This window comes from Nocardia sp. NPDC059180 (assembly GCF_042754945.1).
GTDB lineage: Bacteria > Actinomycetota > Actinomycetes > Mycobacteriales > Mycobacteriaceae > Nocardia.
Genome location: NZ_JBHZBU010000002.1, coordinates 170,699 through 196,000, shown reverse-complemented (window position 1 = coordinate 196,000; position 25,302 = coordinate 170,699). Strand labels below are relative to the sequence as shown.

At 67.0% G+C, this 25,302-nt stretch carries 22 protein-coding genes; 5 read left to right on the top strand and 17 right to left on the bottom strand.

Translation table 11 applies throughout. The features are described 5' to 3' along the window. Positions 1-113: 113 nt before the first annotated feature. Positions 114-1,331 carry an alkane 1-monooxygenase gene (locus ACFXNW_RS06995; protein ID WP_379416593.1) on the top strand — a complete coding sequence of 406 codons (1,218 nt, stop codon included), beginning with the start codon at positions 114-116 and terminating at the stop codon, positions 1,329-1,331. Positions 1,332-1,397: 66 nt separating this feature from the next. Here ACFXNW_RS06995 and ACFXNW_RS06990 read toward each other — a convergent pair whose 3' ends face one another. After that, complete coding sequence (locus ACFXNW_RS06990; protein WP_379416591.1) at positions 1,398-2,558, bottom strand: NAD(P)/FAD-dependent oxidoreductase; 1,161 nt, start codon at positions 2,556-2,558, stop codon at positions 1,398-1,400. An 89-nt stretch (positions 2,559-2,647) separates the two neighbouring features. Beyond that, positions 2,648-3,967 carry a lipase family protein gene (locus ACFXNW_RS06985; protein WP_379416590.1) on the bottom strand — a complete coding sequence of 440 codons (1,320 nt, stop codon included), beginning with the start codon at positions 3,965-3,967 and terminating at the stop codon, positions 2,648-2,650. Positions 3,968-4,184: 217 nt separating this feature from the next. Here ACFXNW_RS06985 and ACFXNW_RS06980 point away from each other — a divergent pair, with 217 nt between their 5' ends. After that, positions 4,185-5,348: a zinc-binding dehydrogenase gene (locus ACFXNW_RS06980; protein ID WP_379416589.1), complete on the top strand. Its 1,164-nt coding sequence runs from the start codon at positions 4,185-4,187 to the stop codon at positions 5,346-5,348. Between the two features lie 48 nt (positions 5,349-5,396). Here the strand turns inward: ACFXNW_RS06980 and ACFXNW_RS06975 are convergent, their stop codons facing one another. From ACFXNW_RS06975 to ACFXNW_RS06930, 10 genes are all read right to left on the bottom strand, one after another. Continuing rightward, positions 5,397-6,626, bottom strand: a complete 1,230-nt coding sequence (locus ACFXNW_RS06975; protein ID WP_379416587.1) for a glycosyltransferase — start codon at positions 6,624-6,626, stop codon at positions 5,397-5,399. A gap of 64 nt (positions 6,627-6,690) precedes the next feature. After that, positions 6,691-8,055, bottom strand: a complete 1,365-nt coding sequence (locus ACFXNW_RS06970; protein WP_379416586.1) for a glutamate-1-semialdehyde 2,1-aminomutase — start codon at positions 8,053-8,055, stop codon at positions 6,691-6,693. Further along, positions 8,033-9,358, bottom strand: coding sequence for a GNAT family N-acetyltransferase (locus tag ACFXNW_RS06965; protein WP_379416584.1), 1,326 nt, complete (start codon positions 9,356-9,358; stop codon positions 8,033-8,035). Before ACFXNW_RS06965 ends, ACFXNW_RS06970 begins: the two co-directional genes overlap by 23 nt. Next, positions 9,355-10,698 (bottom strand): glycosyl hydrolase family 28-related protein, encoded by a 1,344-nt coding sequence (locus tag ACFXNW_RS06960; protein ID WP_379416582.1) that lies wholly within the window; start codon positions 10,696-10,698, stop codon positions 9,355-9,357. The genes ACFXNW_RS06965 and ACFXNW_RS06960 overlap by 4 nt, the downstream gene beginning before the upstream one ends. Continuing rightward, on the bottom strand, positions 10,688-11,986 hold the full coding sequence (locus ACFXNW_RS06955) for a Wzz/FepE/Etk N-terminal domain-containing protein (RefSeq protein ID WP_379416581.1): 1,299 nt from the start codon (positions 11,984-11,986) through the stop codon (positions 10,688-10,690). Before ACFXNW_RS06955 ends, ACFXNW_RS06960 begins: the two co-directional genes overlap by 11 nt. Then, on the bottom strand, positions 11,977-13,356 hold the full coding sequence (locus ACFXNW_RS06950; protein WP_379416579.1) for a hypothetical protein: 1,380 nt from the start codon (positions 13,354-13,356) through the stop codon (positions 11,977-11,979). The genes ACFXNW_RS06955 and ACFXNW_RS06950 overlap by 10 nt, the downstream gene beginning before the upstream one ends. 30 nt (positions 13,357-13,386) lie before the next feature. Beyond that, positions 13,387-14,391: a glycosyltransferase gene (locus ACFXNW_RS06945; RefSeq protein WP_379416577.1), complete on the bottom strand. Its 1,005-nt coding sequence runs from the start codon at positions 14,389-14,391 to the stop codon at positions 13,387-13,389. Beyond that, positions 14,388-15,689, bottom strand: a complete 1,302-nt coding sequence (locus ACFXNW_RS06940; RefSeq protein WP_379417333.1) for an oligosaccharide flippase family protein — start codon at positions 15,687-15,689, stop codon at positions 14,388-14,390. Before ACFXNW_RS06940 ends, ACFXNW_RS06945 begins: the two co-directional genes overlap by 4 nt. A 43-nt stretch (positions 15,690-15,732) precedes the next feature. Next, entirely contained in the window at positions 15,733-16,878 is a 1,146-nt protein-coding gene (locus tag ACFXNW_RS06935) for a glycosyltransferase family 4 protein (RefSeq protein WP_379416575.1), read from the bottom strand. Next, positions 16,875-17,948 (bottom strand): glycosyltransferase family 4 protein, encoded by a 1,074-nt coding sequence (locus ACFXNW_RS06930; protein WP_379416573.1) that lies wholly within the window; start codon positions 17,946-17,948, stop codon positions 16,875-16,877. The genes ACFXNW_RS06935 and ACFXNW_RS06930 overlap by 4 nt, the downstream gene beginning before the upstream one ends. A 265-nt stretch (positions 17,949-18,213) precedes the next feature. Here ACFXNW_RS06930 and ACFXNW_RS06925 point away from each other — a divergent pair, with 265 nt between their 5' ends. Next, a complete protein-coding gene (locus tag ACFXNW_RS06925) occupies positions 18,214-19,551 on the top strand; it encodes a polysaccharide pyruvyl transferase family protein (RefSeq protein ID WP_379416571.1) in 1,338 nt (445 codons plus the stop codon). Next, on the top strand, positions 19,548-20,378 hold the full coding sequence (locus tag ACFXNW_RS06920) for a glycosyltransferase family 2 protein (protein ID WP_379416569.1): 831 nt from the start codon (positions 19,548-19,550) through the stop codon (positions 20,376-20,378). The genes ACFXNW_RS06925 and ACFXNW_RS06920 overlap by 4 nt, the downstream gene beginning before the upstream one ends. A gap of 11 nt (positions 20,379-20,389) precedes the next feature. Here the strand turns inward: ACFXNW_RS06920 and ACFXNW_RS06915 are convergent, their stop codons facing one another. Both ACFXNW_RS06915 and ACFXNW_RS06910 read right to left on the bottom strand, forming a co-directional pair. After that, entirely contained in the window at positions 20,390-20,998 is a 609-nt protein-coding gene (locus ACFXNW_RS06915; protein ID WP_379417332.1) for an MspA family porin, read from the bottom strand. A gap of 143 nt (positions 20,999-21,141) precedes the next feature. Next, positions 21,142-22,278 carry a transferase gene (locus ACFXNW_RS06910; protein WP_379416567.1) on the bottom strand — a complete coding sequence of 379 codons (1,137 nt, stop codon included), beginning with the start codon at positions 22,276-22,278 and terminating at the stop codon, positions 21,142-21,144. A gap of 14 nt (positions 22,279-22,292) precedes the next feature. Between ACFXNW_RS06910 and rfbC the strand changes: the two genes are divergently transcribed. Next, positions 22,293-22,856 (top strand): dTDP-4-dehydrorhamnose 3,5-epimerase, encoded by a 564-nt coding sequence (gene rfbC, locus ACFXNW_RS06905; protein ID WP_379416565.1) that lies wholly within the window; start codon positions 22,293-22,295, stop codon positions 22,854-22,856. Here rfbC and ACFXNW_RS06900 read toward each other — a convergent pair. Genes ACFXNW_RS06900 through ACFXNW_RS06890 form a run of 3 tightly spaced genes read right to left on the bottom strand, consistent with a single transcriptional unit; the run spans position 22,840 to position 25,300 of the window. After that, positions 22,840-23,868 carry an NAD-dependent epimerase/dehydratase family protein gene (locus ACFXNW_RS06900; RefSeq protein ID WP_379417331.1) on the bottom strand — a complete coding sequence of 343 codons (1,029 nt, stop codon included), beginning with the start codon at positions 23,866-23,868 and terminating at the stop codon, positions 22,840-22,842. The genes rfbC and ACFXNW_RS06900 overlap by 17 nt on opposite strands. 2 nt (positions 23,869-23,870) lie before the next feature. Then, positions 23,871-24,521, bottom strand: coding sequence for a PIG-L deacetylase family protein (locus ACFXNW_RS06895; RefSeq protein WP_379416563.1), 651 nt, complete (start codon positions 24,519-24,521; stop codon positions 23,871-23,873). After that, a complete protein-coding gene (locus ACFXNW_RS06890) occupies positions 24,518-25,300 on the bottom strand; it encodes a sugar phosphate nucleotidyltransferase (protein WP_379417330.1) in 783 nt (260 codons plus the stop codon). Before ACFXNW_RS06890 ends, ACFXNW_RS06895 begins: the two co-directional genes overlap by 4 nt. Positions 25,301-25,302 lie beyond the last annotated feature (2 nt).

Below are 25,302 nucleotides of genomic sequence, written 5' to 3'. Positions count from 1 at the left end.
GGAGCTGTTGCTGATAGCCATGTTCACGATGGGTAAGTCGTTTGTCTCCTGCTAGAAGAATTTTCACGAACACACGGTCGAGTGACCCGAAGCGATATCTGTGGCTACTCGGTTTGATCGCGCCAGGGTGCGCCGTGCTTCCGGTCGCGCTCGTGACGCTGACCGGCCTCAGGGTGTTCTGGTGGCTCGGTCCGATCATCGTGCTGGTGGTGATCCCGCTGCTGGATGTGGTGGTGGGAGACGACGGCAGTAATCCGCGCGAGGACGATTACGAAACGCTGTCGAACGATCGCTACTACCGATGGTGCACCTACCTGTTCCTGCCCATCCAGTTCTGTGGGCTGTTCATCGCCGGATATCTGTGGTCCGACAGCGGGCTCGGTATCGTCGACAAGCTGGGTCTTGCCTGCACATTGGGTTTGGTGTCCGGTATCGGGATCAATGCCGCCCACGAACTCGGCCATCGGGCCGAGCATCTCGAGCGGTGGCTGGCCAAAATCGCACTGGCCCAATCCGGATACGGGCATTTCTTCGTCGAACACAACCGTGGCCACCACGTCCGTGTCGCGACCCCGCAGGATCCGGCCAGCTCGAGATTCGGTGAATCGCTGTGGGAGTTTCTGCCGCGCAGCATGATCGGCGGATTTCGTTCGGCGGTCACCTTGGAAGGTGAGCGGCGGTCGCGCAAGGGGCAACGCTGGTTCGGTCCGGGCAATCATCTTGTGCAGGCCTGGCTGATGAGCCTCGTCCTGTTCGCCACGTCGGTCCTACTTTTCGGTCCACAGATCATTCCGTTTCTGATGCTTCAGGCGGTGATCGGAGCCGGATTGCTGGAAACAGTGAACTACATCGAGCATTATGGATTGCTCCGGGCGCGCCGCGAGGACGGCCGCTATGTCCGATGCTCGCCTCGCGACAGCTGGAACAGCGACCGTCTGGTCACCAATATCTTCCTGTTCCATCTACAACGCCACAGCGACCATCACGCGAATCCGGGACGCAGGTATCAAACGTTGCGCAGCTCGGATCTGGCGCCGCAATTACCCGCCGGATACGCGAGCATGATCCTGCTGGCGGCGGTGCCGCCCGTGTGGCGGGCGGTGATGGATCGGCGGGTGCTGGCGCACTACGGCGGTGACCTCCGCCTCGTCAATACGAAACATCCGGTCGGCCCGGCCCACACCGCCACGCCGGCGCTCAATCCGGTCTGCCGGCCCGAGGGGCAGCGCCTGATCCGCGGTCTGCGCAGAACCTATGGCCTCACCGCAGGTCCCGGGCGCGATGCGAAACGGCACCGCACCAACTCCCGGGAAGTCCGAAGTAGGCCTTGAATCGAGGTCTGGGCGGAAGCGGCCCACGGTCGGTCGGCAAAGGTCTGGATCTCGCAGGCCCGGCATTCATGGGGTGAACCATCGCTGGATCCGGGTCGTGGCGAACTCGGCCTTTTCGTGGGCAAATTCAGCGGAGGGTTGCTGGAACGGCGCGATCGGGGTAGCCCCGGAAAGGAAGTCGGCGTCGACTCTACCGACCAGGCCGTCCCCGAATTCGATGTAGCAGGCGCCTTGTCCGAGATACTTTCCGGGCGTCTGTGTTTCGTGCAAGGTCGCGGCAATGTGGGCTGCGACCGTGCGGGCGGCGTCCTCGGCGAATACTCCGGCCCGCGGAACCGGCGCGTCCGCGCAGTCTCCGATGGCGTAGACGCCCGGATACGGGGTGGCCAGCGTCCGTGGGTCGACATGGATCCAACCGTCGATGCCGCCGACGGTCAGCCCGGATGCTTCGACCACAGGCGGGACACAGTGGGTGGGGATGCCGATGAACAGGTCGTAACGGAGGTCACCGGTGCGGGTAGCTGCGACATGGTTGTCCGGGTCCAGCGCGTGGACGCGTCGGTTCGGCGAGTAGTCGATTCCACGGCGGCTGAGCGCTTCGACGAGTGCGGCAGAGGTGTCCGCGGAGACCGGGATCGGCGAGTCCATGGGAGTTATCACCTGAATGTGGGTGCGGTCGCGGATTCCACGCCGTGTCAATTGCTCATGCAGAAGCATCGCGCCCTCGTAGGGTGCGGGTGGGCATTTGAATGGCACACTCAAGACCGCGATCAACACGGTTCCGCCGTCAAAGGTGGCCAGGCGATCACGCAGTCGGCGAGCTCCTTGGATCGAGTAGTACTCATGGCCGTCCTCGACGAACCCCGGAGTGGCGGCCGGGTCGTAATCGGCGCCCAACCCGACAACGAGAAAGTCCGGGTCGTAGTGGGCGGTGTCGGTGACGACGTGACGGGTTCGCGGGTCGATCGACGTGACCTGTTCCTGCCGGAATTCCACGCCGGGACGAGTGAGATCGTCGTAGCTGATGCGGACGGAATCCGGCGCACGGTCACGAAACAGAATATCCAGTTTCGCAAAACCGAACGTGAACCCATCGTTGCGGTCGATGAGTATCACGCGGACCTCGCCGGGCAGTGACTCGGAGAGGGACGCCGCCAGTTCCAGTCCGCCGAATCCGGCCCCCAGAATGAGGACCGTCGGTGTTCGAAGTTTGTTGGCGGTGGACATCGCGCACTCCTTGATCTTCTGTCCATTGTGCGCGCCCAGATAGCCGGATGGAAGCTACGAACAGTGCTTCGGGTAGTCGGCTGCGGTGGCTAATTCCCGGGAAGTCCGAAGTCGGCCTTGAAACGAGGACCGGGTGGGAGCCCGCGCAGGACGGCACTCGTCCATGCGACCGCCGGCGGCCAGCCCGCGCCGGCGTTCACGATGTGTTCGGGCAGCGGCATGGTGTAGAAACGCAGGTCGGCGCCACGGTGCCAATAGTCGTTGACCACGGGGAGGACGGCGGCGGGTGGGATCAGTTCATCCCAGATTCCGTGCCACCAGAAGACCGGGGTGTCCGGGATATGTTTTCCGAGGCTCTGTGAAGTGAGTACCGCCTGGACTTCCGGGGACGTCTCGAGCGATTTCCCGGGGCGGAAGTAGTCGCTGATCGGCCGGTACATGCCGGTCAATGCGATCGTGTAGACGCAGCGGCTCTGGAATTCCCGCAGGATACGCTGACCGTCGTCGGTCAGCAGTTCCTCGGCGTCGAACGCGTCGGGAAACTCGCGGGACAGGGCGGCGAACCCGAGCCACATGGTGAAGTTGCTGATTCCGGTGAGCCCCGGCTGTTGCTCGACGGCATAGCGCGCCTGTGCTATCAGGTCGGCGGGCATGCCACCGACAGCAGTGCCCAGCAAACGCACATCGGGTGCATAGGTTTCGCGGAGTTCTGCCGCGCGCAGCGAGCCGGAGCCGCCACCGGAATAGCCGTACAGCGCAATTCCGGAATCGGTAAGGCCCAGTGTCGGTTCGCTTTTCATTGCACGGAGGCTGTCCAACACCATCTTGCCTTCATCGTAGGTGTTGAAGGTGTTGAACTTGCCGTCGAAGTCGGGCACGTTGATCGCGAAACCCTGTGCCAGCCAGAATTGCGCCAGCGCGGCCTCTTTCATCGTGCCGGTTTGCAAGGTATAGGACGGATTGCAGGCGGAGTCGGTGGAATCGATCGCCTCTTGGAACGAGATCACCGGGCGGGGGCTGCCGTGCCACGGAATACCGGGCGTGATGACCGAGGTGGCCGTCGCGATGGGGTTGTCGTGCACGTCGTTGGTGCGGTAGAGCAGCTGCCTGGTATCGACCGGGAAAGGGATACCGAGTAGTCGTGTCTGCACGGTGCGGGACCGGATGATCTCGCCGGGCGCGTAGTCCGCGAGGTTCGGCGGATCGTTGTACCAGGGGTCCTCGGCGGGTACCGGTATCGGCAGCGCGTCGTAGAGCTGCGGCTCAGTGGGCAGCGACGGCAACTGGTTCTGATCCGGCGGGAACGGAGGAAGCGGGTCCGCCGCGCCTGCCCCGGCCACGGCCGCCGAGACGCACAATGCCGCCAACGATACGGCGGTGAACCGGACCACCCTGGAAACCTCGAACATCCACCCTCGTTTCGACCAGCCGATCGCCGCTCCGCGATCACGCGTGATCAGTAGACAACGCGACCGGGCCCCTCCGATATCCGAAATACGACGAACTCGTGATCAGCAGATTGGTCACTTGCACAAATCAGCCGTTGCCCACTGTGCCGACCGGCCTGCGGGCGCCCGATCCGGTCTTTCCTCCTCGGCTGCGGCCGGATTTCCCTACGCTCAGCTCATGCGCGCCGTCACATGTCATGAAACGCAGCTGGAGGTTGCCGAGGTCCCCGACCCGGTGCCCGGACCGGGACAGGTGCTGCTGGATGTCGAGCGGTGCGGAATCTGCGGATCGGACCTGCATGCCCGGGTCCACGCCGATCAGACCGCCGACGATGTCGCGGCGGTCGGCTACCACGACTTCATGCGCAGCAGTCATACCGTGGTACTCGGCCACGAGTTCTGCGGCACGGTGGCCGGGTACGGGCCTGACTGTCGTAAGAAATGGCCGCTCGGCACCCGAGTGGTGTCGTTGCCGATCATCCGGCGTGACGGCGAGATCCAGCTGACCGGGCTCTCGGCGAAAGCGCCCGGTGGTTACGCACAGCAGGTGCTGGCGACCGAGTCGATGTCGATGCGCGTGCCCGCCGGGCTAGAGGCCGATGCCGCTGTGCTCACCGAGCCACTGGCGGTCGCCCTGCACGCAGTGCGACGGGGCGAGGTCGGCCCGAAGGATACCGCGGTGGTGATCGGCTGCGGCCCGATCGGACTGGGGGTGATCGCGATGCTGAAGGCGACCGGCGTGCGCACCGTGATCGCCAGCGACTTCTCGGCAGGGCGCCGTGCGCTCGCGCAGGCCTGCGGCGCCGACCTCGTGGTCGACCCCGCCACCGACTCGCCCTGGTCCTCGTTCGCACAGAGCAAGCGCTATCTCACTGAGTCGATCGGTCTGGCCGATCGCGGAATCACCGCGATGGACAAGCTGCGCCGGGTGCCGTATCTGCCGTGGTGGCACGTGCTACGCGCAGCGGACAAGCTCGGTGCGACCCCGCGCGGGCCGGTCGTCTTCGAGTGCGTCGGTGTGCCGGGCATGATCGAGCAGATCGTCACCGCGGCTCCGCTGCTGACCCGCGTCGTCGTGGTCGGCGTATGCATGGCGCCGGACACGTTCCGTCCATCGGTGGCGATCAACAAGGAGGTGGACCTGCGGTTCGTCTTCGGCTACGACCCCGCCGAGTTCCGGCAGACCCTGCACTGGATCGCCGAGGGCAAGATCAATGTCGCGCCGTTCGTCACCGGCACGGTGGGGCTCGAGGGTGTGGCCAACGCCTTCGACGCTCTCGGCGATCCCGAACGACACGCGAAGATCCTCATCGACCCATCGAGCGGCCGCACCCAGCCGTGAGCGATCGAAGCTGAGCCGAGCCGGGTTGCGTTCGTTTGGGGCCGCCGATCAGGATCCTGTTTCCGGCAATGGTCGTGACAGAAGGTCCTTCGCGGCTGGTTCGGAAAATTCGGGGCGATGGCCGGTGACCACCGCGGCAATCTGTGCGCGGAAGGTGGTGGGGGAGAAGGTCATCGCATGGGATCTGATCGCGGACGGGTCGTAACGTGCCGGGTCGAAATCGCGCATGGCCTCGGCCAGTCGGTCGACGACGGTGGGATCCGGGCCGAAATCCAGATGTTCGCCGGTGATTCCGGGCAGGACGGTGTCGAGGGCGCCACCCGCACCCACAGCGAGGACGGGGGTGCCGCAGGCCATTGCTTCCACGGGGACGATGCCGAAGTCTTCGACACCGGGCATGACGAGTGCCCGGCAGCGGCGGTACATGTCGAGGAGAACGTCGTCGGGTGCGGCGCCGAGGAATGTGGTCTCGGGGCCTGCGATGGTTTCGAGGTGGTGGCGCGCGCGGCCGTCGCCGAGGATGACGAGCCGACAGCCGGCATTCTGGGCGGCGCGGATGGCGAGGTCGGGGCGTTTGTAGGGAACCAGCCGGCCTGCGAAGAGAAAGAAGTCCTCGCGGGGGATGTCGGTGGCAGGGGAGAAACGGTCGAGCCGGACGGGTGGGTTGATGACCGTGACGGGCAGGCCCCACCAGTCTCGGATGCGGTCGCCCACGGCGCGCGAATTGGCGATGACCCGGGTCAGGCGCGGCGCGGCCCGCGTCTCCGCACGCCTGGCCAGCCTGCCGAGGGCGGCCAAGGCCACTTGGCCTACGCGGCCGCCCGCTTCCTGGGCGCGGAAGGTGCGGTCCCATGCCCAGCGAGCGGGGCTGTGCACGTAGGCGATCACGGGGGCGTCGGTCGCGAAGACCACTTGGGTGGCGAAGGCGTGATGGCTGACCAGCACTGCATCGTAGGCGTCGTGCAGTGGCAGTGTGCGCAGTACCCGGGGAACGAGAGGGAGCAGCGGCGCATGTGTTCGGCAGCCGGTCGCGGCGTAGACGCGGTCGAGCCAGGTGCCATGAATGGGACTGCGCGTGAGGTCATCCTCGGTGCTGTTACCGGCTTCGTGCGCGTGGTCCATGGCGGCACGACACACGGCTCGGGCGCCGTCGGGGGTGACGATGGGCGCGTACACCTGCGCGTCCGGCCATGTCTTCATGAACTCCGCGACCACTGCTTCGGACCCGCCGTATTCGGTGAATCGCTCGTGCACGATGGCGATTCTGGGATCGGTCATCATCATCACCCACCTATCTGGATTGAGCTGGGGGGCGTCGGATCCGGGCAACGCCGGATCCGGACTACACGGGAGGGCGCGGGATTCCGGCGCCCGCCCGATCAATGGACGGTGCGACCCGGCGAGGTGCCGCGCGACTGCGCAGGGCTGGTGCGACGGGACGACCTTCGAGCAGCCCCGCCACGCTGCCCTGCTCCAATGCCTTCCGGTACACCACCGCCGCGTGCATACACGCCTCGACCGTCTCGTCTACCGCGGCACCATCGTGTGCGGCGGAGACGACCAGCGATTGCCCGAGCACGCCGCGCCGCAGTAACTCCTGGAGAAACAGGGTGCGAAAGGCCTGCGATGGTGTGCCGTCCGGATCGGCGGTCTGGTAGATCAGGCACGACGGCCGTCCGAGGACTCGGAGATGGTCGGCAATGCCGAGGTCGGCGGCGACGGCGTTCACCGCCGCGGCCAGGCGCCGACCCGCGCGCTCCATCCGCCCGACCGGATCGGTGGTCGCATACGCACGCACCACGGCCCGGAAAGCCGCCAGCGAACCGGATTCGGGGCCGTGTGTGGTGGACAGCAGGAACACCCGGCTGCGGTCGGTGCGCAACCCGCCGAGTTCCATGAACTCCCGCTTGCCCGCAAGCGCTGAGATCGGGAAACCATTACCCATCGCCTTGCCCCAGCACGACAAGTCGGGGTGCACGCCGTAGATCTCTTGTGCGCCGCCCGCCGCCCACCGGAACCCGGTGATCATCTCGTCGAAGACGAGCAGCGTGCCGTACCGATCGCACAGTGCACGCACACCTTCCAGATATCCGGGGTCCGGTTCGGCGAGCGCCGTCGCCGCCTCCATCACCACGCAGGCGACCGGCTCTCCGGCGAGTACCTCGGCCAGCGAGCCGAGATCGTTGTAGCGGAAGCGCACCGTGGTCCGGGAGCCGGGAACACCGCTGTCCATCGCGGTGGTACCGATGAACCAGTCGTCGACGGAGAAGAAGGGCTGATCACACACCGCGACGATCTCGCGGCCGGTCGCTCCGCGCGCCAACCGCACGGCGGCCGTGGTGGTGTCGGAGCCGTTCTTGGCGAATTTCACCATGTCGGCGCCGGGCACCAGGGTCAGAAAGTCCTCGGCCGCACGCAGTTCCAGTTCGGTGGGCCTGGTGAAGTTCACCCCGTCCGCGATGGTGCGGCAGACGGCCTCGACCACCGGGCGGTAACCGTGTCCGAGGGTCACCGAGCGCAAACCCATACCGTATTCGATGTATTCGTTGCCGTCGCAATCCCATACGCGACATCCGTTGCCGCGCACCAGGACCGGCGCCATATGCTCGGGATACTGGTCCGGGCCGCGGGCATAGGTGTGTGCACCCCCCGGTACCAGGTCGTGCAGTCGCGCCTGCGCGGCGTTACTGCGGGTGAACTCGCGCATCGGCTACCTCCCGTTCAACGGTGATCGCCCACAGGGCATGGTCGGCACGGGTGCCACGTTGGCCGAGGTAGTCGCGCATGGTTCCCTCCTTCACCAATCCGGATCGGGTTGCGGCGAGGGCGGATTCGGTGTCGTCATCCTCGATGGCCATGGCGATTCGATACAGCCCGAGCTGCTCGAATCCGTATTCCAGCAGCCGCTGGGTGACGGTGATCCCCAGTCCGTCCTCGGCGTAGGCCGGGTCGATCCAGATGTGCATCCACGCGTTGCGGTCGAACATGTCCAGGCCGAACAACTTGGCCTCGCCCGCGTAGGACCCGTCTGCCACGATGGCGAAGACGATGCCATGGGTGGATCGCAGACCGGTTCTGCTGCGCCATAGCTCATGTGCCCAGCGAAGGCACAGCGATGCAGGCGGAATCGACGCGGCGGTGCGCGAGCGCATCCGCTCGTACCGTCGCCAGGCCGCGCCGTCGGACCATCGCAGGTTGCGGACCGTCACGCCCGGACGCACCGATAGCGACACTGTGCCCGGGTTACGCACGGGGTCGAACCGATGCCATATCCGACCGAGCCCATACCGCGCCGCAACGGCGAAGATCGTGATCGCCTCGGGGCTTTCGCCGGAGGGTGGAACTACAGTGGTGAGCACCCGCCGGGTCGGATGCCGGGCCTGCGCGCGCTGGATCCATTCTCCGGTGAAGCCCTGCGGCGGCACTTCCGCCTTGGTCAGTGCCCACAATTCGTGGTCGGAACGCGCGCCGCCGACGTCGAAATACCGCGCCATGCGCGCCTCCCGGACGAATCCGAGATCGGCGGCGCCGCGGCTAGCGGCGACATTGTCCGGCGCGACGGGCGCCACGATGCGCTCCAGCCCGATCCGGTCGAAGCCGAAATCGAGCACCAGCGAGGCGGCGACTCCACCGAACCCGTGCCGCGCCAGGGTCGCGTCCATCCAGATGCTCAGTTCGGCACTGCGGGTGCGTCGATCGACCGACACCAGATCGCACTGACCGGCGAGCCTGCCATCGATCTCGATGACGCAGGCGAGGCGGCGCCCGGTGCGCGCTTCGGTGCGCGCGGTGACGAGCTCGCGGACCCACTGCGCATCGGAGTGTCGCGCGGCCCAGTCCAGTTCGCTGGTGTACCAGAACGGTTCGATGAGGCGGCGATCGCGCAGCCGGATCCGGCGCCACTCGGCCGCATCGCCCATTCGTGGTGGTCGCAATAGAACTGCCGCACCGAACAGTCGCACCGGGCCCAATTCGATCGCGGACAGGTCGCCGCCCGGGTGGCGGTTCATGCGCGTGGTCGCTGTGAACCCAGCGATGCGGTCTGCACGGCGCCGTCGGTTCCCACCGACAGCCTCCAATAGGTGCCCCGTTCGTCTTTCAATACGACCCCACCGTCTGTCCGCTCGGACAGCCACGCACCGCTGGGCAGTACCGCGGCGAGCACTTCGTCCTGCGGATTCCTGGCCTGGAAGAAGTCGGCATCGTCGCCGCCCGCTTGTGCGACCACGGTCGTGGCGAACCGCGCGCCCGTCATCTGCCCACGGCCGATCACGTGCCAGCCGTCGGGGAAACTCCCCGGGTCGATGTCCTCGCGGCTGCCCGAGATCAGGTTCACCGCAGTGCCTTCAGGGCAACCGTCGTCGTCGATCCGCAGCTCGATCGGCGGCGTGTCGAGGTCGGCATTGAACTGTACGTTCGCCAGATAGGGCTGACGGCAGGACACGAGGTCGAGGCAGACGCTGCGCGCGGCCACCTTGCAGTTGACCATCCCGAACTGCGCGGGTCCGCCGCTGCGGGCGGCGCCGATCGACAGCGCGGTATCGGCACCTTCGAACCAGACGTTGGTGAACCACCAGTCGTTGGCGGCGCCGTCGACGACCACGTGCCGATCGGCGGTCCGCGGGTCCTGGTCGGCGACGAATTCGACGTTGGCCAAGGCCAATCCGGCATTGTGGTCACCGCCGGTGCCGAGCACCCCGATGCGATTGTCCGCGAACTTCGAGGCGGTCACGTAGTTCTGGATACACGAGGTGACCAGGCCGTAGCCGAAGTTGTTGATATCGCAGTCGATGAACGTCGTGCCGCCGGTGTTACGGTCGAGGACGACACCGCGCTGCTCGGTGTAGCGGGGATGATTCTCGCTCTGATGGTTGCCGCGCAGCAGTACCGACTCGAACGAGCACCGGAAGCATTCGGAGAGCGCGACCGCGGTCGAGCGAGGGCCGGTGACGAAGAACCCCATGCGCGCGAACCGCACGCGCTGTCGCCTTGTCAAGGCGATGAGGGTGCCATCGCCTTCGTAGACGATGGTGGTGGCATCGCCGCCGTCGCCGAGGACCGCGGTGTAGTCGGGTAGCTCCGGCCATGAGGTGACCAGATAATGCCCGGCGGGTAGATACAGCACCAGGGGCTCGTCGCCGACCGCGGCGGCTCTGGCCAGCGCCTCGGTATCGTCGGCGTGCCCGTCGCCGACCGCGCCGAAGTCAAGGACATTGCGTGCCGCGGGAGCGTCGGTGACCCGAGGTGATCGCGGTGTCGGTTCCGACGGCGCCGCACACGATGCCAGGGCGCCGGCCGCACCGAGCGACACCGCGAGGACCTGTCGGCGCGGTACCGCGTCATCGGTCATGCGAGCGCCTCCTCCACAGCGACGGCGCCGGTGTGGCCGCAGCGGAGAACACTACGACGCCGTCGAGCCCCGCGCCGCCGTTCCCGAGTGTGGCCAGCGCGCCGCGCACCTGTGTGGACGTTGTGTTTCTCAGCTCGATCACGCCGACCGTCGCCTCGGCGCGCCGGGTGAGCGCGATGGCGTCGGCGGCCTCGGCCACGGGCGCGGCGTCCAGGACGATGTGATCGTAATCGGCGCTGAGCTTGGCCATGATCTCGGCGAACCGCTCGGAGGCGAGCAGATCCGGGGTGCGCGAATCGGCCTCCCCGAGTGGAAGAAGATCGAACTGGGACTCCGGCCACGGCACCAGCGAGTCCGCCGGCGAGCCGCGGTGTCGCAGCAGTTCGGCCAGACCGGGCCGGGAGCCCGGCGGAAGCCGCGTCGAGCTGCCTCGTCCGGTGGTGTCGGCGTCCAGCAGCACGACCGAGCGTCCGGCATCGGCGAACGCACGCGCGAGGCCGATCGCCACGTCGGGGCATGAGCGTGGCGACAGACTCGCCAGGACCATCGTTTTCGGATCACCGTCGGCCCTGGCAAGGCGCGTCCGCACGCGCCGGAGCTCGCCAGGTGCGCCCGGTTTGCCGTCGTCGACGATGCCGAGAATCGGCACCGGAACCACGGCCTCGACATCGGCGGAGCTACGCAGCCGCCGGTCGAGGCGGTCGCGCAGGAACGCGGCGGCACAACCGAGCACCAGTCCGCCGAGTAGTCCGAGCCCGAGCAGCCGGGTCTGCTGAGGCCCCGACGGACCCGCGGGCAGTTGCGCCTTGTCGACGACCTCCGCACGCGCCGCAGGTGCGGCGTCGCGTTGGATCGTCTCCAACTCGCCGACGAGGCGGCGGAACTGGGACACCACCTGGTCAGCGAGCACGCGAGCCCCTTCTGCGCTGGAATCGCTGACGGTGATGAAGATGAGCGTGGTGGCGGGCGGCGCGTCGACGGAGATCTTGTTGCGCACCTCGTCGGCCGACATCGTCAGTCCCAGGTGATCTTTCACCCTCTGGGCAACGGTGACGCTGTCGGCGAGGTCGACATATGAGCGCACCCGCTGCTGGGCCGCCAGTCCGCCCTGGTAGGAATCGTTGACCGAGGTGCCGGTGGCCATGGAGACATACACGCTGCTCGTCGCCGTGTAGGTGACGGGTATGGACTTCGCGTAGGCGAATGACGCGGCCAGGCACAGCGCCGTCACGCCGAGCACGATCGGCCACTGCCGTCGCACGATATGCAAGAAATTGTTCAAAGCCATTGTGGTGCCCTCGTTTTTCCTGTGGCGGGACGTCGGTTCGGTGCCGACAGACTCCCGGTCCTTCGCCGGTATTCCCCGACCGCCAGGTAGATCAGCGCGACGAGCACTGCCGCTTGCAGATACTTGCCGAGCATCTCGACGCTGCCGAGCATGCCGCGCTCGTAGGCGACCGGAACCTCGATCACCGCCAGCGCGAGTACGACCGCGACGAGGTTGCGCGAGTAGATCGCCCGAGCCCACAGCACCACCAGCACGAAGGTCCATGTCACTGCGAGCGCCACCCCGGCATATCCGCCGAGGACATAGCCCTCGTTGACATTTCCCTCCGCGAGCGATACCTGAACCGTCGTCATGTCGAGCGAGGAGCCGCGCACGTCCTCGGCCCAGGCCGCACCCGCGCGGAACTTCTCCGTGCCGAGCAGCTGCGCGGGCACCAGGCTTTGCAGCATGTGCACGACCACCTCGTCGGGGGAGAGCCAGGAACTCGGTCCCGCGTAGTAGGCGTCGGTGGCGCCCTCGAGGAGATCGAAGCGGCGCAGCAAACTCAGGAACGGACGCACCGGCGCCGGGTAGACGGAAGCGGTGACGGCAGATTCGGATTCGGCGTCCGCGGTTGCCTTCAATGCCTGGAGCCTGCTGAACGCGGCCAGGCCGAGGGCCGAGAGCGCGCATACGGCGAGCACCTTGCGCCGTGACCAGCCGGTCAGTGCGAACCGTACGGCTACGGCGAGTGCGGCGCCGATGATCGGGGTCTTCGACTGGACCTGAATCGTCCAGAGCAGTTCCCCGAGCATCAGCAAACCGATGACCAGAAACGTGGTGCGGGCGTGTTTCGGCCGCAGGAAGACGATGAGTCCGACGGTGCCGAGGGTGGCGAGCAGTGTGACGAGGTTGATGATCGGGTTCGGGCTCTCCAGTTCCCCCGCGCGTCCGGTGCCCCCGGTGGCGACCGCGGCGAGACGGCCGAAGGTGCCGAATACGTAGAGCGCCCACAGGGTCGGGACAAGATTGGGATCCCGCGCGAAGAACGGTGTCGGCGGTGTGGTGGCGGGCCGATTACGTGCCCAGATCGCATAGCAGACGACCAGCGCGGCGTAGAGGCACAGACCGAACACCACATGCCGCAGCACCGCGGCGATGCCGTCGTCGTAGCCGAACTCGGCCAGCCGCGGATCGGGGATATTGTCGCCGAAGTGTGGCTGTGGATGGGTCAGCAGCAGCACCGTCGGGCGCGCGACATAGGACAGCGCCCAGTGTGCGGCCTGGACGATCAGGACGACGCGGATAACTCCGCGCAGATAGCAGGCCGCGACGACAATCGCCGCCAGCGCGCCCGCGGCGATGAGCACTTCCGTTGCCGCTTCGGTCATCTCGGTGTGCCTTCGTGCTCGCGCACAATCTCAGCCCAGTACATCGACGATTTCCCTCGCGCGATCGACGTAACGGTGCCTGCCTGCAACGATGCGGCGGTGCCCGGCCGCGGCGATCTTCGCCATGCGGTCGGGTTCGCTTTCGCAGCGATCCAGAATGTCGCACAGCTCGGCGCGGCCGGAGAACAGGAAGCATTCGGTGCCCTCGTCGAGCAGTTCGCTGTGTTCGGCGCTGCGTTCGCCGACGAACAAGCCACCCGCCGCTGGCACCTCGAAGGTGCGACACGTGTGAGTGTCGCGGTTGGCGGAATTGAGCAGCACGAGATTCGCGGTAACGGCGGCGACAGCGTGGGAGAAGTCCTCGCCATACGCTGGTCCGCTCACGGCGGCGCCGGTCAGCCACAGCGCGGGCACCCGCCGCCAGCCCGGTCCGCGGAGCTGGAAATCGCTGCCGTGCTCGCGGGCCAGCGTCAGCAGCAGATCATGTCGGTCGGGCCGGCGCGCGCCGATGAATCCGACCAGGAATCGGCGGGATCCGCGGTGTGCGCACGGATGGTGCCAGGCGGGATCGTAGGCGCTGCGGACGAAGCGCACCCGGCGCGCGCCGCGCTCACAGAGTTCACCCACGTTGTGTCGCTTGGTCGTCACGATCAGGTCCCAGTCTCGTTCGTAGGCGAGGTAGTCGGCGCTGACGTTGTCCGGGTTGGCGACGTCGTCGGGGCTGTAGTGGATGTGCACGGCTGCGGGCGTGCCGAGTAGTCGCTGTTGGTCGAGGTGGATGGCCTTGAACGCGAAGACAACCTGTGGGTCGAACTCCGCAGCGGCCCGATCGATCGCGCGGTGCACGGCGGCGATCCGGCGCGGGGATCGACGGTCGGACACCTTGGCGTGCCACCACGATGGCGACAGCCGTGCAGGCAGAGTCACAGCGGTGCTATCGACCACGATCACGTCGTGCCCGGCCTGCCGGAACCCTTCGGCGAGCGAGCGGGCATTGCTGCCCACCCAATCGTCGCCGATGAACAAGATCCTCACAGCGACTCCCCCTTCGTGACCAGGGCAGGGGCGGGCACCGTCGGACTGCGCGCGGCATCGCGATCGCGGATCACGAGCCAGCGCATACGGACCAGACACCACAGCGCAACGGCGAATTCCGCGGCGAGAGTGCCGAAGACGAGCGTCCACACCGAACGGGTCTGGATCGCGACGCCGAGCGCCACCGCCGCCACACAGGTGCCTATGACGGCGCCGACCAGTACCCCGACCGTGTCCTGCCGCACCGGAAGCACCGCCGTGGTCACGAAGGAAGTAACGGTGGTGGCGGGCAGGATGAACACCTCGACGCGCAACAGCGCGACCGCGCCGGTGAAATCGCCGCCGAAGACCACGTGGATGAGAAACGGGGCGAGCAGCCAGACACCCGTGGCCGCGAGCATCGCGGCCGAGACACAGGCGAGCAGTGACAGCACCGAACTGCGCCAGAACGAGTCGTGCGTGCTGTGGCGCGCCAACCGGGGTAGCAGCGCGAAACCGATAGGATCGAGCATGGATTGGATGGCGCGCACCAGCCGGTCGCCCGCCGAGAACAGGCCGAGCGAGACGGCGTCGAGCACCGCTGCGTAGATCGCGGCCGAGCCCTGCCCGTAGCTGGTCGCCAGCGCGCGGGAGGTGAGGATCGGGCCGCCGGTGCGCAGGACCGCCCGCACGTTCCGCGGGCGGGCTGGCGGCCCGAAGGTCCGCACCGAATCCCACCAGGTGAGGACGACTGTCAGCACGGAGGACGCCAATAGGCACAGCAGCACCGCGGAGGCGCTGGGGAAACGGGGGAGCACGAGGATCAGGAGCACCAGATAGCCGATGCGGCCGGCGCCCTGATACACAACCGATGTTCCGAACCTGCCCTGGCCGATCAGCAGCCAGTCTTCCGAGATGGACCAGAAACCGCCGGTGAACAAGCCGAGCAGGATCATGTACACCGGGGCAGGCACCTCGAGCGCCGTGCCCGCTGCCAGCGCGGTGGCCAGTACCCCGAGCGTCGTCGCGCGGATCGCGAGATAGGCCCCGCGCAGTTCGTCCAGATCGGCCCGCGTCGTTCGACTGTCGTGCACGCGCGCCGCGAGGAAGGCCGTGATTCCCAGGTCGACCAGCAGGCTGCCGATGAAGTACGAGGACAGCCCGATGGCCAGCAGCCCGACACCGTGCGCGCCGAGAACCCGCGCGATCAGCGGCAGTGTCACGATCGTGATGACGTACTGCCCGTACTTGCCGAAGCTGACGTAGCCGATGTCGCGCAAGATCGCGCCGAGCCCGTGCGAGACGGGCCGGGGGGCCACCGCGGTCTCCGGGTCGTTCGTGCGGCTGCCGACCGCGGCCGGATCAGGCACGACGGTCTCGCTTCCCAGGGGCGGACGCGAGGAAATCGGCAACCACGCGGGCGGATTCGGCGATATCGAAGCCGCGCGCGCGCACCCGCGCGGCGGCGGCGAGCCGCACGCGCAGTGCGCGATCCTCGATCAGGGTGTTCAGCGCGTCGGTCAGTTGCCCGCGATCGCCGCCGTCGACGAGCAGGCCGTCGACCCCCGGTTCCACGATCTCGGCCGGACCGCCGGGCCGAGTGGCGATGACCGCGCAGCCTGCGCGCATGCCCTCGACCACCACCTGCCCGAACGGCTCGGCGAGCAACGTGCAGTGCACCAGGACATCGGAGCGGTAGAGATAGATATCGGGTTCGTCGACGTGCCCGGTGAAGGTGACCGGCAGGTCGAATTCAGTGGCGAGCCGTTCGAGTTCCGCGCGGAAAGCTTCCTCGCCGAAGAGCGCTCCGCCGACCAGGAATACCCGTCGCGGGCGAGTCTGCACGTCGGCGAGCGCGCGCAGGAAAAGCTCCTGCCCCTTCCACGGCGCGAGCCTGCCCACGACGGTGACGATCGTGTCCGCGGGTGGCCGCTGGTCCTCGCGGCGGCCCGGCGGGCGCGCTTCGAGGCCCGGGTAGGCGACCACTGCGGGCCGCCGCCAGGTGATCAGCGACCCGAGCGTGGAACGGCTGTTGGCGATGTACCCGCGGGCGACGAGCCAGCCGAACGCCCTGATCGCGGGAGCCAATGTGCGGCCGAAGTATTCGGCCGAGATCCGATCGTGCACCTGCCAGACCAGCGGAATGCGCGCGCGCCCCGCCGCGACCGCGCCCATGACGAGTGCTTTCGCGCTCTCGGCGACCACGACCGATGCCTCGAGCTCCCGCATCAAGCGGCCGAGGGTCCAGCCGAGGCGGATCAGCCGGGTGAGACCGGCAGCCAGGCGCGGCACGCTCGCGTTCGCGATCGTCAGCGTGGCGCTGTCGGTGTCGTTCGCGACGAGGTGGGTTTCGATGGCGCGTGCCTTGGTCTTGGCGACCATGGGCCCGTCGGCGGTGTACACCACGGCGGTCTCGAGGTGTTCGGGCAGCGCGGTGACGAGCCTCAGGGTGGCGAGTTCAGCGCCCGAGGGCGCGGCAGTGTGGGTGAGGAAGACCGCTTTCATCATGAGGCCAATGCTTGGTAGAGCTCGAGGTGCCGCTGCGCGACGGTGTCCCAGGCGAACGTTTCGGCGTGCGCCCGGCACTGTCGTGACGTCGGCCGGGCGCCGTCGAGGGCGGCGACGATACGAGCGGCGAGTGCGTCCGCGTCGCCGGAGGGCACGATCAAGGTGTCGTCCAGTGCGCGAACGGTTTCGGGCAGGCCACCGCAGTCGGTGACGATCGGTGGGCGTCCGGCGGCCAGAGATTCCAATGCGGCCAGCCCGAATCCCTCCAGCGTTCGCGACGGCACCACGCTGAGTTCGGCTACGCAATGTAATCGGGTCAGTCGTGCCTCACCGACCGGGCCGAGAAAGGAGATCGAGTTCGAGCCGCCGGCGAGTTCCCGCAGTTCCCGCTCGGCGGCACCGGTTCCGACGATGGCAAGCCGGGCGTTCGGGTGCACCGCGACCACCGTCGGCCATGCGCGCAGGAGTACATCGATCCCCATTCTGCGTTCGAGCCGCCGCACGCAGAGCACGATGCGGGTTTCCGCTGACTTATGGTCGGTTTTTGCCCCCGAATCGACAAGGGAGAAACGGCTGGTGTCGACGCCGGGTGGGATTACCTGAATTCGATTCTCGGAAATATGGTAATCGGCTATGAGTATGTCGCGGAACTGCTTTGATAGTACAACTAATGTATCGGCACCGGCATAGCGAATGCGTTCGACCAGGTACTTCGTGTAGACGGTGATCTTGTTTTCTCCGGCGGCCCTGCTTTCCGCTGACCATGGGCCGTGGAAATGCACAACGAGCGGCGAATGCCCGGATCGTCCGAATGCCGAGGGTCCGTACAGTCCGAAATGCCTGTCCAGTACGGCGTCGCGAGCGAGATCGGCCCTGTCGAGGAACGCGACGCGGGCGCGGCGCAGGGTGGATCCGCCCGTAGGTCCCCAGGTGCGAGCCCCGATCGGCGGTTCGCCGAACGCGGCTGCGGCCACTCCGACGTCGGGGCGGCGCGCAAGGGCGGAATACAGCTCGGTGAAGTATCGATTCAATCCGCCGGGCGCCGAGGAGAACCACTCGGAGCCGGTCATATATATCCGCAGCTCGCCCGTCACAGCAACCCCAGGTCTAGCGTGTACTACTTTCGGGTGTGCAACGTCGAACACCTCGCAGCGCGAGCATATCTGAATATCTCTTGTCTTGTGGGCAATTGTGCCGCAAATGATCCCGTCTTCGGCGATAATTCTCTGGAGGTACGGTCCGGTGATCGTGTGCCGCCGATTCTCGATGGATTAGCCCGGAGTCGCCATCCGTTACCAGAATGTGCTGTCGGATGCTGATGGAAGGAAGCCGGGCGTGGGGAAATCCGAAGTCGGGGCGGGCCGCGAGCGGTTTCGTGTTCTGATCGACAACGGCGAGTACTGGCTGCGCAACCGCGGCGACATCGCCATGATGGCGGTGACGGTGGAGCGGCTGCGTCAGCATTGGCCGCGGGCGCGTATCGGGATGTTGACCTGCCAGCCCGCCATTCTGCGCACCATGGTGCCCGCGGCCGAACCGATCGACGCGGCCCGGCCGTGGGGCCGCCGCGGCAGGCTACCGGGGTGGGTGGGCAGCGATCTCGTCGGGCCCGCGGCACTTCGCTGGCGCGCGGCGACAGAGGCGCCGAAGTCACAGTTGCGCGCTGTGCGTGCGGCAATGGTCCACGGGCAGCAGGTTCCGCCGCCGGCGCCAGGGAACGGTCCGGGCTCACCCATTCCCGCCGCGGCGGACTCGGCCTCGCTCGTGCTCGCACTCGGCGGCGGCTACATGACCGATGTCGATCTGTACCAGGCGCATCGGACGCTGGATCTACTCGAATACGCGCAACGCCGTGGGGTACCGACCGCGATGATCGGGCAGGGGCTCGGTCCGATGCAGGATCAGCGGCTGTTCGACCGGGCCGCGGCCGTGTTGCCACTGGTCGATTTCATCGCACTGCGGGAGAGCAGGCGCGGCCCTGACCTGCTCCGTCGGCTCGGCGTCGCGCAAGAACGGGTGATGATCACCGGCGACGACGCGGTGGAGTTCGGCTATCGGATGCGCCGAGCCGATGTCGGCACCGACATCGGACTGTGCCTGCGCGTGGCGGACTATGCGCGGATCGGCGACCGGGCACGCGAGATCCTCGGTGCCGTGGTCCGTGCGCGAGCCGCGGACCTCGGCGCGGGTATCACGCCACTGATCATTTCGGAATACGACGATGAAGACCGCCGGTGGACACTGCCGCTGCTGCGCGGCGCCACCCGGGTGCGCGCTCCGATCGGACGCGCGGGCACCGCACAGGCCGTGGCCGAGCAGGTCGGGCGCTGCCGCATCCTGGTGACCAGCGTGTACCACCTCGCGGTCTTCGCGCTGGCACAGGGAATTCCCGCGGTCTGCGTCACCGCATCGCAGTACTACGACGACAAGTTCTACGGGTTGGCCGATATGTTCGGCGCCGGGACCAGGATCGTGCACCTCGACGACGAGGCACTCGCTGAGACGCTGACCGAGGCGATCGATGAACTGTGGCAGTCCGCGGTGCCGTCACGGGTGCGGTTGCGGTGCCGGGCATCGGAACAGATCGAAGCAAGTCGCGCCGGTCTTCGACGAGTATTCGCGCTGGTGGATGCGAGCGCACCCGAGGCGCGGCAGTCGAAGGAGTACCGATGAACGCATTGACCGTGTGCGTGCCCGCGTACAACGCGGGCCGCACCCTCGAGACCACAATGCGGTCGATCCTGAGCCAGGACGTCGATTTCGAACTCCTCGTCGTCGACAACGCCAGTACCGACGCGACGGGTGAGGTCGCGGCCTCGTTCGACGACAACCGGATTCGCCGCTTCCGCAATGACGAGACGTTGTCGATCGGTGACAACTGGAACAAGACCGTCGCGCTGTCCACGGGGAGATTGGTGAAAGTGGTATGCGCGGACGACGTTCTGCGTCCCGACGCGCTCGCATTCCAGCTCGAAGTCATGCGCAACGAGCAGGTCGCGATCTGTTCGGCCAGGTTCGACGTGATCGACGAGCAGGACGGGGTGGAGGAAAGCGGGCTCGGACTGCCCGGGCTGGATGGGATCCGTACGACGCGAGAGGTGATGCGGACCATCGTCCGGCACGGGCCCGCCGAATTCGGGCCCACCGCGGCGGCGATGTTCTACCGGGAGCATTTCGATCGGGTCGGCGGATTCCGCGGCGACCTCGTGTTCCCGATGGATGTCGACCTCTTCGCCAGGGTGTGCACCTTCGGTGTGTTCTTCGGGATGACCGATATCGTTGCCGCGTGGCGTAATTCGTCGTTCAACCTGTGCAGCAGGAGCTCGACGGTCAGCAAGCTGACCGAGATGGCGCGCTTTCATCACCGGTTGCGCGGAGAGTTCCCGGGGCGCGTCGCACGCGCGGACGTCGTCGCGGGCGACGCCCGCTTGGTGCGTGCCGCCCTCGAGCGGGTACGGGTCCGGGCGTCGATGACGATGCGACGCCCGGACCTGCCGTAGCCGCTTGCTGTTCAGTTCGTGATGATACTGCCGTAGGCGATCGCGGTGTCGCCGCTGGGGCCGATGACCGCTACATAGGGCCGGATGGTGGTGGGTCCGACCACGCCGGTGACGCTGCCGTGGCCGCCGGATACCTGAATACAACCGCCGGCACCCGATATCGAGCCAGTGGCGAGCTCCGCCACCTGGATGCCGGGGCCGAAGCCGACCTCGAGCTCCATGCCGAGCTTGGGGATGACATCGGTGAGGGCCGCCGCCAGGTCGGGGAACACTTCCACGTCGAGGCCGGGAGTCGACCAGCTGAACTTGATCCGTCCGGTGAGGGTGGCTGGGTAGCCGACCTGGTAGCCGATGGCGATGGCACCCTCCCAGCTGTCCACGTCCGGTCCGGTGACCCGGTAGCAGTACCGGCCGCTATGGAACCACTCGCGGGTCAACGGGTTTCCGTCCAGCGGCGGAACGAAATTGATGTTGGTCTCGTCTGACACGGCCTCGATCGTGCGGCCATGCCGATCGACAACGGAATTGCTGCTCTCTATCGCGCCTGCGGAGCCAGGGCCGAGGACTGCGCCGATGGCTAACCAGACCGTGAGTGCACCGATGGCTCCGGCGCGAAGCATGCGGCGTGTCGGCCGCAGAGCTGTACCTTTCATCAGATCCCCAAACTGGTCGGGCACGCGCGATCGCACGCATGCTGAACGGGATTCCCCCAGCGTTGTCCAGGTCGCAACGCCTGCCCCGAGCCCAGGCTGCTCGACCTTCGTCAGACAGTTGCACCTCCTTGTCGGTGTTCGGCATCGGTGTGCGTCACACCGTGTGCATTGATGTCGACGACCCACGCGCCGTCGAGTTCGGGACAGGACGCTGTGACCTCGGGCAGCAAGTCCGGCAGGGTGAGCAGCACCCGATCGGGTCGCATGGCGACGAGCTCGGCCGGAGTGATGATCGGAATTCCGGTGCCAGGCATTCGCCTGCCCTGCTTGGCTTGCGCCGCATCGGCGACGGCCCGCACCAGCCCACGGTCTGCACCTGCCAGGCTGAACAGCGCGACCGCGCGCGAGGCCGCGCCGTAGGCGCACACGGTCCTGCGCGCCGCGGATTCGGCCTCCAACCACCCGCGCAACGATCGGGCCTGGTGATCGGCCGCCTGTTGCAGATCGCCGACCCTGACCGCGCTGAGCATGTGTGCCTCGGCGGCGAGGACACGTCGCAGCGATTCCTGCGGTTTCGTGAAGCCGTGCACCGCTGCGACGAGGACGGTCCCGCCATACAGGTCGAACTCCCAGGCCGCGACCGGGCTCATGCCGACGGAATAGAGCAGCGTCCACAGCGCCGACATCGAGAAGTAGGCGAAATGGCCGTGCCGTAAGCAATTCCATTGACCGCCGGCGACGATCGCGCGCAGCGAATGGAACTGCACCAGCAATACGCCGCCGGGCCGGGTGGCATATGCCCGTCGCGCACACGCCGACCGCAGGTCGGGTTCGTGCATGAGTCCGAAGCAGTCCACGACGACGTCGGCGGCATCGTCGACCGGGGTGAACCCCCTCGCGGTGATCAGTGGGAGCCAACTGCCGCCGTGCGGGCTGCCGAACTCGCGGACAGTACCGCCGCGCAGCCATCCGGCGGCTGCGGCATGGGCGACCGCGTCGGCTGCCTGCTTGCGCAGCGCCAGCGACTCCACACCTTTCGGTTCTGCCGCGGTGGTGGCGTCCTCGGCCAATTGGGCAAGTCCGCACCGGCCGCACAGCTCCATCGCCAGCGGATACCCCACGTCGGCATCTACCGGCGTGGTGACCAGCGGAAAGTCATCGGCTGCGGGCATTGTGCCGAGGTCGAGCACCCGATGGAGTGGTCCGCGACCACAGCCCCGGCAGGCTCGCTTGGTGTAGGTATTCATGCGACGATGACTCGATGCTCATAGAACAGGCCGAGCTGGCCGACGTTCTGGTGCTGATCCCGCAGCCGCATCGCGACGAGCGGGGCTTGTTCACGCGGACCTTCGATGCCGCACAGTTCGATGAGCGCCTCGGTACTCCCGGCGCCGCGGCGTCGTTCGCGCAGGACTCCCAGTCGCGGTCGGTACGTGGTGTGATCCGTGGACTGCACGGACGATCCGGTCGCGGCGAGGCGAAGCTGGTCCGATGCGCGCACGGTGCGGTGCACGACGTACTCGTCGATATCCGGCCGCAGTCGCCGACTTTCGGGCGACACCAGGCATTCCGGCTCGACGATACCGACTTCTGGCACCTGTACGTGCCGCCCGGGTTCCTGCACGGCTTCCAGGCGCTCACCGAGATCGCGGACGTCTGCTACCGCATCGACCGGCCGCACGATCCGGGCGAGGACATCGCGGTCGCCTACAACGATCCCGAACTCGCCGTCGAGTGGCCGGAACCGGTCACGATCGTCTCCTCCCGCGATGCGGCCGCGGGCAGTTGGCGCGAATTGCTCACCCATCTCACGCGACCTGCCTGACTCGGCGTAACGCGCCGTCGAGCACTCCGGTGTCTCTGAGCATCCGCAGTCGGGCGAGCCGAGTGAACTTCTCGGTGAAATCGGCGCCGGTCAGCGCCCGCGCCGTGTACTCCGCGGACAGTTCGGCGGCGCCGTCGGCGACGCTCCACGCCGCGCGCAACCCCAGAACCGTTCTCGCCGCGGTGAAGTCGACTCGGTACGAGCGCGGATCCGGCCCGGTCTCGCCGGTGACGACCAGCGTCGAGCCGGGAACGGCGTCGACCACAGCGCGCGCGATCTCGGCGACGGTCAGATTGTTGTCCTCGGTGCCGATGTTGTAAGCCCGGCAGTGAACTGTGTCGATGGGAGCCACCAGACAGCGCGCGAACGCAGCGGCGATATCGCGGGCGTGTACCAGCGGCCGCCACGGCGTGCCGTCGGAGAGCACCTTCACCTCGCTCGTGAGCACCGCGAAGCCCACCAGGTTGTTCAGTACGATGTCGGCGCGCAGCCGGGGCGAGAAGCCGAAGGCCGTGGCATTGCGCAGGAACACCGGCGAGAAGCCGGAGTCGGCGAAGGCTGCGACATCGTCTTCCACCCGAACCTTGCTCTCCGCGTACGGCGTCAGCGGGCGCAGCGGCGCGTCCTCGGCGACCAGGCCCTCGCCCGCCGCGCCGTATACCGAGCAGGTCGAGGCATAGAGGAAGCGCCGCACCCCGGCGGCTTTGGCCAGACGCGCCAGCCGCACCGAGGCGTGATGGTTGATGTCGTAGGTGATTTCGGGCGCGAGCGCGCCGAGCGGATCGTTCGACAACGCCGCGAGATGGATGACGGCGTCGAAGCCGGCCAGCTGCGCTGCGGTCACATCGCGCACGTCGACGGCCAGCGTCGGTGGATCCTCAGGCGGGGAGCCGAGCACGCAGTCCGCGTAGTAGCCGATATCGAGGCCCGTCACCTCATGTCCAGCCGCGCACAGGATCGGCGTCAGCACCGAACCGAGATACCCCTGATGACCGGTCACCAGCACCCGCATGATCATCGACCTCCAACGGTGAAGACGGCCTTGTCGACGACGAATGCCTCGGCGTACTCGGCGTGGCACTGCACGCCGCGGACCTTGGCCAGACCGAGGAAGGCTCGTTCGTCATACCAGTCGTGGTGGTGCTGTGACGGGTAGTGCCGGGCCAGCAGTCGCGCCTTCCCTTCGGCGATGTCGGCGGTGAGCGGATGGAACAGGCTGGGACGGGGGAGGTCGGACTCCCATTTGAGGATTTCGTAGCCGAGGATCAAATGGTCGCGGAACTCGGTCGGCACCAGTTCGGCCAGTAGCCGATGGTCCTGGTGCGCGTCCTCGCGCTGCGGTGCGAACACCAGGTCGGGATCGGCGCGGCGACGAAATGCGCCGAGCCGCTGCTTGATCCGATCCCAGTGTGCGGGAGCGTGCCCGTCGGGCACATCGAGCACTTCTAGGTCCAGTTCGGCCCCCTGGCAGAATTCCCGTAGCGCGGCCGCCTCCTCCACGGCCCGCTCGGTTCCGTCGCCGGAAAGCACCAGGGCATGGACCCGAAGGGTGACAGCCGATTTCACCAGCGACAACAATGTGCCGCCCGCGCCGATGGCGATGTCGTCGCAGTGCGCGCCGAGCACCGCGATCTCGCGCACGTCCCCGGCGCCGAGGGCGATCATCGCAGCGCCTTCTCCCACACCATCCACGGCCGTTCGCCGCGGCTGTAGCTCTCATCGAGTTCCGCGCGTTCCTTGAATGTGTCGGCGGGTTTCCAGAAACCTCCGTGCTGGTAGCCGAACAGCCTGCCCTGCGCGGCGAGCGCACCGCAGGCGTCCTCGACCAGATCACCACCGGGCGGCAGCAATTCGAAGATCTCGGGCGTCAGGACGAAATAGCCGCCGTTCTCCCAGATCGGCAACCGTGACACCGGGATGATGTTCTTGACCTCACCGAGGGAATTGACGTCGACACAATGGAACGAGGACTGCGGCGGCACGATCATCATCGAGGCCGCAGCGCCGGAAGCGACGAACTGCTCCACCATCTCGTCCAGCGGCGCGTCGGTGAGGACGTCGGCATAATTCGCCAGGAAGTACCGCTCGCCCACGAGATGATCCCGCACCCGGCGCAACCGCTCGCCGATCGCCGATTCGGCGCCGGTATCGACGAAGGTGATCGTCCAGTCGCTGATATCGGAGTGCAGCAATTCCACTTTGCCGCCGTGGATCACGAAGTCGTTGGATACCGACTCCTGATAGGTCAGGAAGAAGTTCTTGATGTGGGCGGCGCCGTAGCCGAGACACAGGATGAAATCGTGATGGCCGAAATGGGCGTAGTAGCGCATGACGTGCCAGATCAGCGGTCGCGGACCGACCAGCTGCATCGGCTTGGGCAGGATGTCGTTGGTGCCATTGCGCATGCGCATGCCGTAACCACCACAGAACAGGACCACTTTCATCT

Coding starts and splice junctions, on each gene's coding strand:
- ACFXNW_RS06990 (WP_379416591.1), bottom strand. CDS start 2,558: ATGTCCACCGCCAACAAACTTCGAACACCGACGGTCCTCATTCTGGGG.
- ACFXNW_RS06985 (WP_379416590.1), bottom strand. CDS start 3,967: ATGTTCGAGGTTTCCAGGGTGGTCCGGTTCACCGCCGTATCGTTGGCG.
- ACFXNW_RS06980 (WP_379416589.1), top strand. CDS start 4,185: ATGCGCGCCGTCACATGTCATGAAACGCAGCTGGAGGTTGCCGAGGTC.
- ACFXNW_RS06975 (WP_379416587.1), bottom strand. CDS start 6,626: ATGACCGATCCCAGAATCGCCATCGTGCACGAGCGATTCACCGAATAC.
- ACFXNW_RS06970 (WP_379416586.1), bottom strand. CDS start 8,055: ATGCGCGAGTTCACCCGCAGTAACGCCGCGCAGGCGCGACTGCACGAC.
- ACFXNW_RS06965 (WP_379416584.1), bottom strand. CDS start 9,358: ATGAACCGCCACCCGGGCGGCGACCTGTCCGCGATCGAATTGGGCCCG.
- ACFXNW_RS06960 (WP_379416582.1), bottom strand. CDS start 10,698: ATGACCGATGACGCGGTACCGCGCCGACAGGTCCTCGCGGTGTCGCTC.
- ACFXNW_RS06955 (WP_379416581.1), bottom strand. CDS start 11,986: ATGGCTTTGAACAATTTCTTGCATATCGTGCGACGGCAGTGGCCGATC.
- ACFXNW_RS06950 (WP_379416579.1), bottom strand. CDS start 13,356: ATGACCGAAGCGGCAACGGAAGTGCTCATCGCCGCGGGCGCGCTGGCG.
- ACFXNW_RS06935 (WP_379416575.1), bottom strand. CDS start 16,878: ATGATGAAAGCGGTCTTCCTCACCCACACTGCCGCGCCCTCGGGCGCT.
- ACFXNW_RS06930 (WP_379416573.1), bottom strand. CDS start 17,948: ATGACCGGCTCCGAGTGGTTCTCCTCGGCGCCCGGCGGATTGAATCGA.
- ACFXNW_RS06920 (WP_379416569.1), top strand. CDS start 19,548: ATGAACGCATTGACCGTGTGCGTGCCCGCGTACAACGCGGGCCGCACC.
- ACFXNW_RS06915 (WP_379417332.1), bottom strand. CDS start 20,998: ATGCTTCGCGCCGGAGCCATCGGTGCACTCACGGTCTGGTTAGCCATC.
- ACFXNW_RS06910 (WP_379416567.1), bottom strand. CDS start 22,278: ATGAATACCTACACCAAGCGAGCCTGCCGGGGCTGTGGTCGCGGACCA.
- rfbC (WP_379416565.1), top strand. CDS start 22,293: ATGCTCATAGAACAGGCCGAGCTGGCCGACGTTCTGGTGCTGATCCCG.
- ACFXNW_RS06900 (WP_379417331.1), bottom strand. CDS start 23,868: ATGCGGGTGCTGGTGACCGGTCATCAGGGGTATCTCGGTTCGGTGCTG.
- ACFXNW_RS06895 (WP_379416563.1), bottom strand. CDS start 24,521: ATGATCGCCCTCGGCGCCGGGGACGTGCGCGAGATCGCGGTGCTCGGC.
- ACFXNW_RS06890 (WP_379417330.1), bottom strand. CDS start 25,300: ATGAAAGTGGTCCTGTTCTGTGGTGGTTACGGCATGCGCATGCGCAAT.